Here is a 16,978-nt window from a genome sequence, read left to right as displayed (position 1 = left end):
ATAATTACATTTTTCTACCTTTAGATTTAGCAGCTACTTTGGGTTTCTCCTGCTTTTCTTGCTGTTTTGTATTATCAGGATCATTCTGCTTGCTTTTCAAAGGCTCTTTAATTTGCTTAGTCGTATCGTTGGTTTTACCTTCGGAATTAACTGCAACCTGTGTTTTACTTTCTTCTTTAGGTTGCGCTTTCTCTTTTAGTTTATTGGGATTATCGAAAGAAAAACTTGTTTTTCCACTATCTTTATCGAATGTGACGTATCCTTGGTATTCTTTTCCCTTCTTGTCAAGCAAACCGCTTACATAAACTGCTTGCCCTTCCTTAAATTTTTCGAATTGTGCAGTATCTAGTTCTTTCCCACGAAAGGTTTTTGGAACTTCAATATCTTGCTTTTCAGCTTGCTTGTAGCTACTTCCTCTATCGAACAAAAACTCGATATATCGCTTATCTGCATTAAACTGTACCGAGGCATTAAAAGGTTCTCCTTTTTTAGAAATCATACCTTCTAAATACAATGGTTTTCCTTCTGACAATGTAGTTTTTTGTTGGCCATCAATCTTAATGCCTTTGATTTCTTCTGGAATTTTAATGAGGGTTGTACGCAGTGCAATAAGTTCATTTGTTAACTTGTCAATACTAATGATTGATGGAATTGTTTCCCCTGTTTTGGTGTTTGTCAAGTCAACTACTCGCCCCATATTTCCATTTTTAAGCAAATTATCTTTGTCCTCTTTTGTAAATTCATGGCCAAAGAACTTAAATTGTAATTGAGGTTCTTTTCGAATTCCGTGAATTGCCAATACTACCTGCCCATCTTCTTTTGCTTGCAGCGAAAGCCTAGCATCCATTTTAGTGATTGAAGTTCCTAAATCAAGAGTGACTGGAACTAATTCATTTGTTTTGTAGCCTTTTAGTAAAGGTTCAAGGACATTCATTTTTTCAAGTCTTTCTTTAGACAAACCAATATTAGACATTGATTTCCAATCGATTTGCTCTACTTTGTAACGGTTTTCCGTTTCTGTTGTCAATTTTGTTGTTTCCATAGTATTCTTATTTTCTTGTTTATAATTTATTTTTATTTCATTTTTAACTATTATTTTTTCTACATCTTTGCTAAAATTTTTTATCGCTTTTTTTATTTCAATAGCTATAGCAGTTACTTGCTTTGCTGAAAAGCTTAAAAAAAGAAAATGGGTAGGATCTTTAAATTGATGGTAGAAATTGCTGAAAAAATTAGTTAATAGATCTCCGTGTTTGTCTATCCTTATAAACTGGTTTTCATTCTTTTTTTTTGGCAATATCGTTTCCCGTTCTTGATCTTTTCCAATATCCTTAACTACTTCAATTTTCTTTTTTTTTGTATCATGTACTAGTAAGACATCCGAAAATTGTTCTGAAAATTCTGGTCTATCAGTAGGTTGTTCGTTCATTACAACAGTATTTTAAATTTCATTACCCGAAAATAATGGGACAAGAACCTTCCAATCAATTAATGACTTCAACTGGCTTGACTTGTCCTATTTTGTCTTTTTTCTTTGAAAGAGGCATTAAAACTCTCACGAATAAACTGGTGTAAATCCGATTGTTTATAATAGATTTTGCCACTAAGTGTATAGTAGGCCAGTTTACCTGAGGATCTATAGCGCTGTAAAGACCTATTACTGATTTTTAACATTTGAAGGACGTCTTGATTATCAAGCAATTCTTCTCCATCAATATTGTTTCTACTTTTTTGGACATCATTAATTTGATCATTCATTAAATCAAATCGGTCCATGATACGTTCCATCCAACTTATAAATTCCATTCTATCGATATTCATATAGATATGTTTTAATCATTTATACAAAGTTGGAATACATTTGTACTATATTCTGCCAAGGTTAGCCAATTGAAAAGAAGATTTTTAAATTTCTAAAAAATATATAGTTGATTATTTATCAGATGATAACGTTACTCTTTTACAAGTGAAGTTTTGTGCAGAGCGAACTTTACCAATGGGTATATATGGGTAGCTATTACAAAAAAAGCAGTATTTTAAAATACTGCTTTTAAATGTGGAAATATTATAATTATTTATAAATCTCTATCCATATACTGCTCTAAAGAAGATTTGAGTTGGTCTAAAAATAAAGTGCGATTACCTGCGCGGTCTTTCATGCGATGAAATGCATGATGAATATCTCCCAATTGGACACGAAATAATAGCTGGAAAATTAAACTGATTTTACGGATTCCTACCTTACCATTAGAAATTGCTCCAGATGCGTAAAGAGCATAAATTAATTCTATCAGTGCATTTTTAGATTCTGTCCAGAAAACATCTTTGGTAGATTCGGTATTCTGTAAAGCCATACCCGGCTTGTCTACAGGATTTATTTTGATAATTAAATAATTATAAAGCAGTTCATCCGCTATAATACGGGAAACTTTGTAATCATAATATGTAGAAAATTGGATATCAACTTCAAAGATAAAACTGTTAAGGCCCGTATTAAGATTTATCTTCCCCAATTTAAAAAAATCGTGGTCCCTGTCAGTTCTTCCAGAACGGTAATATCGGTAAAAATCAGAATTGCAAATATGTTCCTTATATTCCTGCTTTAGCTGCTGTAATTCACTGGAATAATATTTATAATACATTTTTCCTGTACTCACTGGACAAGAGGTTTCTATTCTGTACATCTTGTTGTAATAGATTAACTTACCCAGAATTTGCGGTTTTATGATTCTGAAGAATTCAATTTCTTCATTTTCATCTGTAAAATGATGTTCCAAAACATGGTTTTTCATACCTGATAATAAATCCTGAAGGAATTTAGTCATACGATAGGATTCGTCTATTACATGCACTGATTCCAAACTTATTTCCTGTTCTTTTTTTAGTATACTGTAGAGCGCATCTTTATAAGTGGACTGCATCATACTGACAATATTAAAGTGAATAAGTAATTCATTTAGGTCCCAAATTTTAAGAATGTTAATGTTATATTACACAATATAATTCCATTGCAACCCTTATTTTGAATTGTTTAGTTTGCTTGAAAATTTCATTACCGACAGCATTAAATGATTCAATCGCTTCTTCAAACATCTTTTTAAATATTAGTTGTCCATATCTTTGGTCATTTTGCAATTGATTTGTAATCATTTTGCAAAGTATTCATAAGTTCCATTGCATAATTATCTCTTGCCTGAACATAGGCTACTTTTGGAATTATCCTAGCTCCTAATTTTCTTTTTTCAAATGAGGCTGACACTCCAAAATCTATCTTTTGAAGTTGTAATTCATTCGCTCTTTTTATGGTTTGAAATAACAATTGCCTGTACAGTTCGTATTCTTTTGCCCATTTATAATCCATACCTATTAATTCAGGGACATAGGTATAATTGTCGTTTTTGTAGCAGAACATAACTCCAACAAATGGATTTTCGGGCTCTGATATCAAGGCTAATATTATAAACTCCCAGTTGGGACTTTCATTCATGCTTTCGAAAATTTCTTGTGTATATCGGAATGTATTGATAGCGTAATTATTGTCTTTTACATTGTTGTAGAGTTGATATGCTCTTGCTATTTCTGATTTGCTTAATTTATCTTTTATTGCAACATCATAGTACTGCTCATATGGTTCTATCTCTTTATTGAAATGTTTACGGGAACGCAACGATAATGTTTTTGTAAACTCTTCGTATGAATGCCAAACTTGGTTTTCAATTACACAGGATTCCGGCATATCTATTTTGAAATAACCTTGGTCTACTACTGTTTTGTTGTAGCTGTTGTTTTTTTCGAAATCTCTTAAAACTAGCATGTCTGCATTTAAGTCATTGTATTTTTCTTCCAGCTTATCCAATAATAGTTTCAATGCTTTTTCTGCCAAAGGATGTTCCTGATTGATGTAGCAGTGTTTTCCTTCGGTGAATAGAGAACCCATACCCAATACTCTTGAGGTGAGGTATAAAGGATTAGTCTTTCTTATTTCTTCCAAATGAATAGAGACCGATTCAGTAGCCAGCATATCATCTTTCCAAAGACCGTAGGAAAAAAAGGTTATTAACAGTATGGTACCTTTGTTGTCTTTAATAGTGAAATAATAAAAATCCCATTGGTTTGTTGGATCTGGATGCCGGCTGAAAGTTTTTTCTAAATAAACCAGTCCTTCCCAATCAAAGATATTTTGTTTTCCCATGTATTGGTTCCATTCTTCTTTTATGATATCCTGAATGGTATTTTTTTCTTCGATAAAGAGCTCCTGTTCTTTTGATTCTGAAATGTTTTCTGCTTTTTTATTGTCCATTCCAAAAGCCTGTCTTATTTTGATTTCACTATTATTTGTTTCTTCCAAAGCTTTGGGAAAATGGTATTCCATTGCATCAGTTAAGGCTGTAATATCTTCCAGCTGGTTGTGGCTCGATAATGTTATTCTGATTCCTGTGTTCTTTATTGGAACTGCTGGATAAATTCCCAAGTTCAGAAAAAATCCTTCTTTAAATAGGCGATGTACAAACTTATAAGCTGTTACAGGCGTACCCATACCCAAAAAGAACACTGGCGAATCATTTTTTGAAATTATAGGGAGGTTTCCGTTTGATAGTAACTGGTTAAAATAATCGATTTTATCAGTTAGGCCTTTTTGTTTCAATTCTATTTCTGGAGTTAAATGAATGTCTGCCGAAGCAATTGCTGCCGCAACAGATGCAGGTTCTAACTGAGCGGAAAAGGTTAATGGTCCGCCAAAATTTTTGATTTTATCTCTTAGTTTCTGATTTCTGCAAAATACCGTCGCACCACTGGCTCCAAAGGTTTTACTTAGTGTACTCACAACAATACAATTTTCGGGAAGTTCTTGTATCGCATCAAAAATATAACCAGTTCCATTTTTACCTCGCCAACTCATACCATGAACATCGTCAAAATAGAGATGAAGCTGAGGATATTTTTGAGTCAAAGCCAATAATTCTAGGATAGGTGCATAATCACCAAACATGGAATATACACCATCAGCCATATACCAGATTTTATTACATTTGGTAGTTAATTGTTTGATTTTATCTTCTAACATTTCCAAATTGCTATGTCGGATCATTTCTACTGGAATTCCTCGTAGCTTTAAAAGCTGACACGCATTTTGTACACTCCAATGTACTTGATGATCCATTATCACGGCATCTTCATCTCTTAACAATGTCGGAATAACAGCTAAATGTCCTAATGTACTGTTCTTTGTTATAATCGGAGGTACGCCATACATTAATTCTATTTTTTGCTCTAGTTCATTGTAAAGCGGATGCGAAATATATGACTTAGAAAGTGGAAATTGTGTACCATAATTGTCTATGGCTGCTATTGCGGCCTCTTTCAACCGAATGTCTTGTTCGAGTCCCAAGTACCCAGTTGTACCAAAATGAAACATTTCCTTTCCCTTAATTTGGATTGTCCTACCCGTCAATTTTTTGTCTTCTGCATATAGATGCAGTACTCCTTCTTTTTTTGCTCCTGATAAAACCTCATCGACCGTATCAATGAAATTGTTGTGCTTGATTTTTGCCATCTTCAAATTATTTAGGTTGTTTTAAAAATTAGATTTCTAAAATTCATCATAAAAATTTAAAGTTATTTCATCTTATACCTCAATACTCCCAATATAACAAGTCAAAGTCCCAAATTGACAACTAAAACATCCAAATTGCAACAAATAATCCCAAATTGGCAAGTGACTTATTAATAGATGTTTATATTTTTGTTAAATTAGAAAAATTAAATCCATAAAACATGATTGCAGCACATGATTTTTATGAGAATGATTTCGCCAGATTTTGGATCTCTGGTGGCATTCTCTTTTTTGAATACAAACCTAATACAACTATTGATTTAAGGGTATCCCAGTGTGTAGTAACCGATAGAATCCATTTTCAAAACGAATGTACTTATCCTATTTTATGTGATATTAGAGGTGTTGTAGCTACTGAGAAAGCTGGAAGAGATCATTTAGCACAGTCGGGCTCTATTTTGACGCAAGCAGTAGCACTAATTGTACATGAAAAAGTTTCCTTAATTATTAGTACTTTTTATGTAGAGATTAGTAAGCCTTCTGTACCCACTCAAATTTTCACTAAAGAAGATGACGCTTTAATTTATCTAAAAGGGTTTGTTTAGCGTTTAGTGTAAGATAAAAAATTAAAAGTTGAATCTTATGAATAAAACATACAACGAAGAGCGTATTGTTACAATTCATCAAATGTTATTTGAGATGGCACGTGGCAATTTCAACAGTCGCATTCCTTTAAGTTCAAATGATGAAGAATTGGAAACGCTAGTTGTTTTAATTAATATGGTTGCGGAAGAAATGAAAGAGTCCATTTTTCAAATTGGGTACGTGAATACACATAGGACAAATCAATTTACAGCTTTAAGCACAATAGTTTTAGATTCATCTTTTCTTATTAATAGTTTTACACCTGAAGTTATTCTTTTTTTGGGTTATTCAGAATCGGAGTTGCTAAACTTATCTTTGGCGGATATTATTACAAAAGCCTCTTTTGAACAATTTCAAGAAGTACTTGAGACAAATAGTACTTTGCCTATAACCATTACATTAGATTTTACAGCTGAAAAACACTTACCTATTTCGGTCGCCAGTAACATTGTAAGGTTGGTTAATCGTTCGGAAATTATAATAAATCTGGTTACTCCTGCACGTCAAGATACTTATAGTCCTTTACTGTATGGGAATGAAAACGAGAAACATAATAAAACTCGAAAGGCAGATGCATTATTGATTCAAAAACTTTATGATTATATTTTAGCACACCTTGAAGAACCCCTTCCCTCCTTAAAGGTACTTTCTTCTAAATTCGGAACAAATGAACATAAATTAAAAGATGGTTTTCGCCATTTTTTTAAGACTAGTATTTATCAGTTTTATAATCAAGAGCGACTCAAAAGAGCTTTCTTTATGATTGAACATACTGGAATACCGTTAAAAAATATTTCTGTCATGAATGGTTTTAATAATTATCCAAATTTCTCAAAATCTTTTAAAAAACAATTTGGTTTTTCTCCCAACGAATTAAAGCGAAATGAAGTTGGTTTTATTTCGTCAGATGAGGATTAAAGTTATCCGTTTTAGTCATCTCTTACTCCCAAAAAGACAACTGTAGTCATTATATAATTCAGAATTTTGCTTTAAATAAAAAGTACTATGAAACTGAATATTAAATTACAAAATGTATTTTTAGAGATGGTCTGCTTCCTGTATATCGTTTTGTTTACCTATGCTGCAATCAGTAAACTAATTGATTTTGAAAACTTTCAAACACAATTAGGCCAGTCGCCACTTTTAAGTGCTTATGCTGCTTCTATCTCGTTTCTTGTAATTTTTGCGGAATTGGGACTAGTACTTGCTTTATCTCTGCGAGTAAGTCGAATAAAGGCCCTTTATTTATCAGTGGGCTTAATGACTTTTTTTACTACATATATTATTTTAATTTTGAATTTTAGTTCGTTTATTCCATGCTCTTGTGGTGGAATTTTAGAAAAGTTAGGATGGACTGAACACTTGATTTTCAACCTTTTTTTCATCGTCATAGGTAGTTGTGGACTTATGCTTTGTCAATTCCACAAAAAAGTGATTATCACACTTTTAGCGATAGTAGTATCAAGTGTGCTTTTCGTTGTTTTTATATTTTTATCATCAGAGGATACGATGCAGAAGCAAAATCCATTTATTCGTCGATTTACTCCCAACGTTGCATCAAGGACTTTAACAAAAAACTTAAATAATTATGGATTTTACTTTGCCGGCCGCTCTAAAGGAAAGATCTATTTAGGAAATACAATTTCACCTTTAACTATCATTGAGTTTGACAGCACATTACAACATAAAAAACAATATTCTATTCAACTTATTCCAGATACTTTACCTTTTAGAGCCGTTAAAACAAAAATTGTGGGTGCTCATTTTTTTCTTTATGATGGTTCTATTCCTATCATTTATCGGGGTTTAGTTTCTGATTGGAAAGCTACCATTTGGGCTACCAAAAAACCTTATTTTACTACATTACAACCAATTGATTCTACTCTTTGTATATTTAGAGGACAACAATTAGGTACTTACGAAAATATATTGGGTACCATAGCTTTAGATGATTCTTTAAAAATTAGAAAGCAAAAGCACTTATTACAAAAACAAATAGACGGTATTTTTGACAGGGACGGAACCCTGACTTATAGCGAAGGTTTAAAGAAAATCGTTTACACGTATTTCTATCGGAATCAATTTATTGTAGCCGATACAGCTTTGCAACTTGTCCATCGCGTTACGACTATTGACACCACTACCAAAGCTAAATTAAAAGTAGTCAGAGTCAAAAAATCAGGGGATAGTAAACTTGCAGCTCCGCCTTATACTGTTAATTTAAGAAGTGCTGCCTTTAATCAACTTTTGTTTAATCAATCAGGGCTTCGTGGTCGTTATGAAAGTAAAAAAAATTGGAATTATGCCTCCATAATAGATGTTTATGATATTACCAATAAAATCTATTTATTCAGTTTCTACATCTACCACGAAAATAAAATGAAAATGAGTGATTTATTGATAACTGAAAAGGCCTTGTATGCAATAGTAGGACATCAAATTGTAAAATATACTTTTGGGACCCAAATGTTAACGCAACTAAAAAAATAAAATGAAAGATATACTGGCCGGTATCAGGGGTAAGATCGAAAACCTGTAGAAAAGAGTAGATCGAAATAATAATTATTAATTTTTTTATTATGAAAACAGATTTTTTAAAATTGATGGTGCTTCCAATGGTAGCATTCTCATTGGCTAGTGCTGCTGCTGTAACCACTAGTACGGCTAAAGAAAGCCAAACGGCTACGGCAATTATTAATGGTTATATCCATTCACCACTCCCTTCCAGTTGTAAACTGGTAAACGTAGATTGCGATGTTACTGGAAATGCTTTTTGTATGAGTGGTTCTTCACAAGTATTCGATAAAGATAGTGAAACGACCTGTTCTACGCCGCTTTTTAGAACTGTTAATCCGTAGATTAACGAATAAGTGCAGTTTTTTCAAACTGCACTTATTTATTTTATTCCTTTAAATATTGGTCAAACCAATCGGTAATTCGTTTTGTAAGGTCCATTTTATTCTCCTTGATTACAATTACATGCTGGTCTTTTGGATATACTAATAAAACATTCTTTTTCTTGGCTCTCCTCAACGCATTATAAAAAAGTAAACTCTGTTCGTAGGGCAAATTAGTCTCCATTTTACCCACCCAAGAAAGTAATGGTGTAGTAACATTATCTGCATAAAGTATGGGTGAATTTTTTAGGTACAACTCTTTGTCTTCAAAAATAGATTTTCCTATTCTCCATTGTTGCGATTCACTTCGCCATAATTCTGGGATATTGAGACTTTTTGAGTTACTAAAATACCAACTTACCATGTCTGAAATTGCTGCACCCGATACTGCCGCTGCAAAAATTTTCGATTTTGTAATAATGTAATTTGTTTCATAACCTCCGAAAGAATGCCCTATTAAGCCAATATGCTTGGTGTCAATCATTCCTGTTTTTACAACGGCATTGTTTGCAGCAACAACACAGTCCAGTGCACTATTTCCGGTTTCTCCTTCATAATATTTCACATCAGGCATTAGTACAAAATAATTTCGTTGCACAAAATGTTTCACATTAAAACCAGTATCGTTGTATAAAGTTGGAATGCAATATTCGTAAAGTGCGTTAGTGATTTGCGAGTACAAATTGATTACCATCGGATATTTTTTGCCTACTTCATAATTTACCGGATAATATAATAATCCTTGCAGTTTGTCTCCTTTTGAATTTGAAAATGAAATTAGTTCTACCTTTCCTTGATTAAAGTTTTTATCATGGGTATTACTTTCAAACAGAACCTTATTTACACCGTTTTTAAATGATACAATTCTTGGAGACTCATTTTGTGATTGTTCTCGATACACATAGACTTCATTATTGGCTCTTCGCAATTCATCTGATTTTGTATCATTATTTGCTACTGGAATTAAAGTGTTGGATGTAGAAACTAATTTGAATTGTTGTGCTTTGGTTGTTGCATTTCTTGATGACACGATTAAATCATTAGCTGAATTAATTTCAGTTAGTGCCCAACCATTATAATTATCATTTCCAATTTGCTTGATGTTCGAACCATCTACAGTGAAGTAAGTACCGCTTTCTCGTCCGTTTGTAATGCGTTTTAGTTTACTTGTTTTGAAGTGAAATTGATAGATATCGAATTCATCTTGTAGTAAAAGGTATTCTCCATCATCACTCCATCCTTTCATTCCAAAAACATGTGGTCTAGTTATATACTTTAAATCATTTGAAACCCATTCGGAACCTGCAGGTGGCACAATTGACACCGTAGATTGTGTTTTTATATTGTACAGCCACCAATTTTTATCTTTAAAATAGCATATGTATGCTCCATTTGGAGAAAAAGACAATAAGTAATTTTCGCCGGGTTGCTTTTCTAAAAATAGCTTTTTGGTGCCATCAGCCAGATTGTACAAGAAATAGTCAACCTCACCATAGCGTTTAAAATGAGGTGCATATGCAGTGGGATTGTAAAGTAATGCAACTGATTTACTGCCGTTAAGCTGTACAAAAGGAAGTTCTTTACTTGTAATCGTATTCCAGCGCTTTTCTTCGATAAACCAAACCGATAAAGTGGAATACCCCTCAAGATTTTCCCTACTTGCTTTTGGATAAATCCATAAATCTTCTGTATCCCAAACCTCGACATCGTCTTTTTTTGGTGTTGCCTCTTCTTTGACTTTTGCGATTCCAAAAAATATCCTTTTACCATCACTTGAAATTTTGAAAGATTTTGTGGTAACAATTTCATGCTTTTCTGGAAAATTTGAGAATGATTTTGGCTCAAAGGTTTGAATACTGTTATCTTGGGTTTTGTAGAAGTTCAGTTTTGTGTATTTCCCGTTGATGGCCTCTTCGAGCCAAAAAACACCTTTTCCATATTCTGCTAATGTCAGACCAGATAATTTGTTTTGCGTTGTGTGATATTCTGTTTTTTGTTTTGTCCGAAGCTTTATTGTTCCGAAACTACTTTTCCCATTATTGTTAGTGAGATAAGTCAGTATATTATTAAGCTGGTCCAATTGGTATTCTGTTACATTTGGAACACGGATGATTTCTTTGTTTTTTATTGTTCTCATGATTAATTCCCTATCATTGGAATAGCTCACAATAATTTTCCCACTATTTGCAAATTCAAAAGCAGCACTATTCAATATAACAGTACTTTCACTATTTTCTAAGTTGGTTACTATTACTTTATCTCCTTGAAAGGCACCAAATGCAATTTCACCGCCAAATTTGCCTTGTGTTCCTTGTGGAAAACTAAATCCAATATTTTTCTCTGTATGTTTTACAAATAATGTATCTGAACCATTGCTGTACTGCATATCAAATGAAATCCAGTTTCCTTTCTGGGAAATAGCTCTGTTTTCTAATTTGCCCCACCTTTCATACTCTGCTTCAGCAATGTTTTTTTTGGAATTATCCTGCCCGTAAATAGAGCAGGATATTACTATCCAAAATGACAAAATTGTTTTTTTATAAGAATAACTGAAAGCAATAGTACTATTGTTTTTTAATAACTTCATAACTTTAATATCCAGTGTTTTGAGGTTGTAAATTTGGATTTGCATTCAATTCTAGCTCTGGAATAGGCCACAAAATATCTGAACTGTTCCAACCTGGTTTTGAAACAGATAGTATTCCATCGACTGTTCCACTGCGCTTTAAATCAAAAAAGCGATGCCCGTGTTCAGTAAAAAACTCAAATCTTCTTTGTTTTTGAATTTCAGACAAAATATCAGTTGCAATAGTTGATGTAATTATTGGTAAACCAGCGGTCGTTCTTATCTTATTTAAATCCTCTTTTGCACCCGCTAAATCGCCTTGTTTTGCTCTTGCCTCGGCTCTGATCAAATATTGTTCTGCTAAACGCAACACAATAGAATATTCCTGCGAACTTGTTGTTGCGGTACGTAGTTTGTATTTATTGGGATGGTACCAAGTATTTAGTCCAGTGGTAACTGACTTTGTCCAATTCACTTTGCGTTGGTCGCCTGTTTCAAATGCATTCATAAAATCGGCACGAAGCGCACAAACTGGTGGCGGTCCAGATACGAAAATAAAAGTTGTACCTTCATTACTATTTCGTACCGCTGTTGCTGATGTTAATTGCCAAATAGTAGTTTTACTATTTCTTAGAAAAATTTTGTTTAAATCCGTTTCCCAAGCATAAAGCGGACTATTGATAACAGTAGTTGCTTCATTTGCTGCTTCTGTATTTTTATTCATATATAAATATACTCTAGCCAGCATGGCTTTGGCCACCATTTTATTGGGTTTGGCACGATCCGAAGAACTATAATTTTCAGGCAATCTAGCACTGGCACTTTCTAAATCGTTGGCGATTGCTGCATATACTTCATCCGCAGAACTGCGCGTAACTTTTCTATTAAATTCATAATTGGTTCGTGTAATATAGGGGATGCTACCATAAATTTGCAACAGATAAAAATGCACTAGAGCACGAACGAATAGTGCTTCACCCGACACTCTGTTTTTAACCGCAATAGTTAACCCAGTCGCATTCTCAACACCTTGAATAACTGAATTTGCGTTATATATTTGACTATAGCTTGAAGTCCAAAGTGACGCCACAGTAGCATTGTCAGCCGTAAGCGCATTGTTGTAAATAGGTAGGGAAATTGTAGAGTTGGTATAATCTTGTAATTCATCAGCGTACAATCCCATTCTGACAGATGCACCAGTAGGTAATCCAGATAGGATGCCTCCGTCTCGTAGTTGTGCATAGATTTGTGCCATTGCTGCATTTGCTGTCAATTCACTTTCAAAAACTGTAGTTCCTGTAAGCTGAGAATTAGGCAATGGAACCTCGACAAAATCACTACAGGAACTTGAAGACAGTATCAGTGCCAAAACCAAAAGAATGCGATACACCTGGAATGGCTTTGTTAGTACCGTTATAAATTGTAAATTTTTCATATTACTATTTTTTTGAGGATTAAAAGTTTAATGTCATTCCACCGCTGATCACTTTTAGCGGGGGTAGGAATCCTGAAAACTTAAACTCGGGATCACCTGCTTTGTAAGATGTAAATGTCAGTAGGTTTTGACCTTGAATAAAAAGTTTGCATTTTACATTAGTGGTCGTTTGTAACGGAATATCATAGGAAAGTGAAATATTCTTTAGTCTGATAAAAGAGCCGTCTGTAATTACAGCATCACTTTCTATGTACCTATAATACGTGCTTACCGCTGCACCATTTAGTCCTGTAGTGTGCAGTTGTGAACTGCTTTGATCCCCAATTTGCTGCCAAGCGTCACCACTAGTGTTGCTTTGGTTTACTTGACCACCTCCCGGAACATTTGAAATGTAATCATAATTGTCTCTTTTTACGAACTGCAATAAAAAATCCAATTGCCAATTTTTATAGTCCAATTGGTTTTGGATGCCTCCAAAATATTTAGGAGATAAGTCCTTGCTAATTTGCTTGTCAGCTGCTGTTATGCTTCCATCCCCATTTAAATCTACAAAATCGTATAATCCTGTTTGTGGATTAACACCTTTGCTTTGGTATAATTTTACAATATCAATTGATTGGCCAATCACATACCGATTTGCAAAAGTGGAACCTGAAAGATTCGGAAAAGAAAGTAGTTTATTTTTTGCAACGGCCACATTGAAGTTTGTTGACCATTTAAAAGAGTTTGAATCAATATTTAGGGTTCTAACGGAAAATTCAAAGCCTGAATTTTCAACGGTAGCATCAAGATTCGCATTCAATGACAAGAAACCTGTTGTAGCTGGCATAGGAATACCCACCAATTGATCCGACGAACGATTCCTATAAAATGCTAGCGTGCTAAAAATTCTGTCTTTAAAAAAACCAGTTTCTAAAGCTAATTCTAGTTTGCGATTGGTTTCCCATCCAAAGTCGGCATTATAAAGTCGTGTAGGTTGTAACCCAATTATGCCCTGATAATTTGCACCAGTTGTACCGTAGGTATCATAAAACTGATAATCTCCAATTTGATCATTGCCCGTAGTTCCATAACTAAAACGGAGTTTTCCAAAATTCATTTTACTATTTTCTGGATTGAATTTTTCTTTGCTAAAAATCCATGCAGCACCAATAGCACCAAAATTAGCATATTGTTTGCCTGGTCCAAATCGGCTGGATCCATCCCGACGACCTGTAAAGTTTAAAAAGTATTTTTCGTTGTAACTGTAATTGATGCGACCAAAAAAAGCTTGATAACGGTATAAAAAGGTATCGCTATTGGTTGTGTTTTTTGTAATTGCAGAAGCTAAGTTGTTAATCAGATTGTTGTTTGCAAAACCAATACCCGATTGGAATAGGCGTTCTGTACGTTGCTGTTGGCTTGTCATCCCTAGTAGTACATCAAATTTGTGGTTTCCAAAATTTTTGAAACCTCTTAGTTGTGGCTCTATAATCCATGATTGTCTGCTGGTAAGGTTTAAGTACATTGATGAATTGTCACTCCCAACTTCGTAAACGGGATTGTAAATGGTGGATGGTATCGTTCGAACTTCCTTGGTTTTTAAATCGGTAAAACCAAAATTTGATTTTATTTCTAAACCTGAAATTAGTTCATAAGACAACACGCTGTTGGTTACTAAGTCATTGGTGTTCGCGCGGTAGGTGCTTTTTAGGGGTGCCAAAGGGTTTTCGAAGGTATCATTTTCCCAGTTTAAATTACCATTTGAATCGTAAAGTGCGGGAGCGTTTGGTGCCAAATAACGCGCTGTTAACGTCAAATCTGTCGCTGCTTGTAGATTATCTTGTGCCGTGTAATTTCCCGAAAAAGAGATTTTGAATTTCTTATCTAAAGAAGTGTGGTTTATTGAGCTAAGAATCCCTCCTTTAATGTACCTGAAATCTCCCGGAAGGACTGTTCCCTCGGTTCTGTAATTCCCACTAATCAAGAATTGTGTTGTTTCAGTACCACCAGAGATACTGGTTCTAAAGTCATTAATTGTTGCTGAACCACCTAATAATTCCTTTTGCCAATTAGTATATCGAGTTTGATCCCAAGCCCCATTTACATCATAATCAGTATCCGAGATTGGGATTCCATCATTGATAAATGCTTGTTTACGCATCGAAAGATACTGCTGCGTATTCATCAGATCTAAAAATTTAGTCGCTGTACCAACGGCCGTAGAGGCAGTTACTGAAATGTTTGTTTTGCCTGATTTTCCTTTTTTTCGAGTAATTAAGACCACACCATTTGCTCCCCTTGAGCCGTAAATTGCAGTCGCATCAGCATCTTTTAATACTTCGATGCTTTCAATGTCATTGGGATTAATACTGTTGAGCGGGCTGGCTTGGCTTGGTAATGCCGTTGATGTGTTCGCACTTCCTATGGACTCGTTAGAATAGGGAACTCCATCAATAATGTATAATGGTTCATTTCCATCAAGACGAATGCTGTTGCGACCTCTAATTTTAATTTGGAAACCACCGCCGGGAGTTCCCCCATCTTGAATGATATTGACACCTGCCATTCTTCCTTGCATTGCGGCTAATACATTTGTAACAGGTTGCTTGCCGATGTCTTTTGCAGTCATTCTTGCAATGCTACCCGTTTGCTCTTTTTCTTTAATAGAGTAATATCCGGCATTTATTACGATTTCCTCTAAAGTAGTTGCATCTTCAGTCAATTTTACATTGATAGTTGCTTGATTTGCAACTACAATTTGAATCGTTTTATAACCTAGATAGGAAAAAACCAAAACATCATTCTCCTCTGCTAGTATGGTGTAATTTCCATTTTCATCAGAAAATGTTGTTGTTGGCTTATTGTTAACCTTGATGATTACTCCAGGAACTGTGCTGGTATCATCGGTAATTTTACCTTTGATAGATCGTGTTTGCGCATTTAATCCTGTTGTGAAGCACAGGAAAAGGATGCAGTACAGTTTGGACAGTTGTGTTGTTGTCCAAAACTTCAAAAATGATTTTTTTTTCATACTTTTGAATTGGTAAAATGAGACTTCGGTTTAGTTTGCTTTGGTCCTCTATTCGTCCAGCAAGAAGAGTTAGAGGGCCTTTTTTTTTGTGATTAGCCTCGAAAGCGCTAAGGCATAGATTTTTATTTTTAAGTCATAGGCGTTATCTGAATTTTATTAGGTGTTGTCACATCGAAGCAAGCTGTGTTATGTGAAAATAAATAGTTATTTTTCTTAGTTATTGCTGTTTATATAAAAGCATTGGAACCATAAAGCCAACAAATTACCAGTGTAATGAAAGCTAGAATTAAAGTAACTTTTATAGTTTTATAGTATTTCATCTTTTCGTTGTTGTTTTCTGTTTTTCAATTTATGATTTCGATTTGCGCTATTGCTGATAGCGAAGATCTTGAGAGCACTCTTTTTTTGGGTGCAAAGGCTTTTGAATTTATGTTTTTTTTTTAGGAAAGTACACTGCCGTTGCTAGTTGCAGCCCAACTCAGGCAGTGCGTTTCCAAACAAACTAATTTAATTAATTGATTGATTTACGATACTTTAAAAAAGAAGATTTGCTATGAATAAAAAGGAGTTACTTTTGCGCATAAAAAATGGCATGGAACTCAGCTTACTGCGCCGAAGGTACTGGTATACCGTGCAACAATAAGTGAGCCCACGCCATGGGACGTGAGCATCTTACTTATCATCTCGTTGCTTAAAGTACCAGTTTTTCGACGCGAGATTCAAAGCGAATGCTTCAAATAATTTTAAATGAAGAATCGCAAAATTACATTTAATATGCAATTATATTACAAATATAATAAAAAAATAACATGGTATGATATATCATACCATTAATTTCGTAAATAAGCATGAATTTTAGCAAAAGCTA

Annotated in this window: 11 protein-coding genes; 4 read left to right on the top strand and 7 right to left on the bottom strand. The window is 34.1% G+C overall.

What is annotated here, in order from left to right; genetic code table 11:
* Nucleotides 1–4: 4 nt before the first annotated feature.
* From ACNQGB_RS06590 to ACNQGB_RS06575, 4 genes are all read right to left on the bottom strand, one after another.
* On the bottom strand, nt 5–1,429 hold the full coding sequence (locus ACNQGB_RS06590) for a DUF3945 domain-containing protein (protein WP_417944498.1): 1,425 nt from the start codon (nt 1,427–1,429) through the stop codon (nt 5–7).
* Nucleotides 1,430–1,497: 68 nt separating this feature from the next.
* Entirely contained in the window at nt 1,498–1,821 is a 324-nt protein-coding gene (locus ACNQGB_RS06585) for a helix-turn-helix domain-containing protein (RefSeq protein WP_417944499.1), read from the bottom strand.
* 254 nt (nt 1,822–2,075) lie between these two features.
* The gene (locus ACNQGB_RS06580) at nt 2,076–2,921 is read right to left on the bottom strand and encodes an RteC domain-containing protein (protein WP_472777093.1); all 846 of its coding nucleotides are present in this window, start codon (nt 2,919–2,921) and stop codon (nt 2,076–2,078) included.
* A gap of 203 nt (nt 2,922–3,124) precedes the next feature.
* A complete protein-coding gene (locus ACNQGB_RS06575; protein ID WP_417944501.1) occupies nt 3,125–5,554 on the bottom strand; it encodes an aminotransferase class I/II-fold pyridoxal phosphate-dependent enzyme in 2,430 nt (809 codons plus the stop codon).
* Between the two features lie 221 nt (nt 5,555–5,775).
* On the opposite strand from ACNQGB_RS06575, the gene ACNQGB_RS06570 reads away from it, so the two are divergent.
* The 4 genes from ACNQGB_RS06570 to ACNQGB_RS06555 all read left to right on the top strand — a co-directional run bounded on the left by ACNQGB_RS06570 (nt 5,776) and on the right by ACNQGB_RS06555 (nt 9,057).
* The gene (locus ACNQGB_RS06570; protein ID WP_417944502.1) at nt 5,776–6,159 is read left to right on the top strand and encodes a DUF7793 family protein; all 384 of its coding nucleotides are present in this window, start codon (nt 5,776–5,778) and stop codon (nt 6,157–6,159) included.
* 37 nt (nt 6,160–6,196) lie between these two features.
* On the top strand, nt 6,197–7,117 hold the full coding sequence (locus tag ACNQGB_RS06565) for an AraC family transcriptional regulator (RefSeq protein ID WP_417944503.1): 921 nt from the start codon (nt 6,197–6,199) through the stop codon (nt 7,115–7,117).
* 87 nt (nt 7,118–7,204) lie between these two features.
* Nucleotides 7,205–8,689 (top strand): MauE/DoxX family redox-associated membrane protein, encoded by a 1,485-nt coding sequence (locus tag ACNQGB_RS06560; protein ID WP_417944504.1) that lies wholly within the window; start codon nt 7,205–7,207, stop codon nt 8,687–8,689.
* 89 nt (nt 8,690–8,778) lie between these two features.
* The gene (locus ACNQGB_RS06555) at nt 8,779–9,057 is read left to right on the top strand and encodes a DUF6520 family protein (protein ID WP_086452579.1); all 279 of its coding nucleotides are present in this window, start codon (nt 8,779–8,781) and stop codon (nt 9,055–9,057) included.
* A gap of 43 nt (nt 9,058–9,100) precedes the next feature.
* On the opposite strand, the gene ACNQGB_RS06550 is transcribed toward ACNQGB_RS06555, so the two are convergent.
* Genes ACNQGB_RS06550 through ACNQGB_RS06540 form a run of 3 tightly spaced genes read right to left on the bottom strand, consistent with a single transcriptional unit; the run spans nt 9,101 to nt 16,110 of the window.
* A complete protein-coding gene (locus tag ACNQGB_RS06550) occupies nt 9,101–11,683 on the bottom strand; it encodes a S9 family peptidase (RefSeq protein ID WP_417944505.1) in 2,583 nt (860 codons plus the stop codon).
* A gap of 4 nt (nt 11,684–11,687) precedes the next feature.
* Nucleotides 11,688–13,097, bottom strand: a complete 1,410-nt coding sequence (locus ACNQGB_RS06545; protein WP_417944506.1) for a RagB/SusD family nutrient uptake outer membrane protein — start codon at nt 13,095–13,097, stop codon at nt 11,688–11,690.
* Between the two features lie 19 nt (nt 13,098–13,116).
* Entirely contained in the window at nt 13,117–16,110 is a 2,994-nt protein-coding gene (locus ACNQGB_RS06540; RefSeq protein WP_417944507.1) for a SusC/RagA family TonB-linked outer membrane protein, read from the bottom strand.
* Nucleotides 16,111–16,978: the final 868 nt, after the last annotated feature.

The sequence above is a fragment of the Flavobacterium frigidum genome (assembly GCF_048286795.2).
The sequence above is the reverse complement of the archived record's forward strand: the minus strand, read 5'-3'. Positions and strand labels throughout refer to the sequence as shown.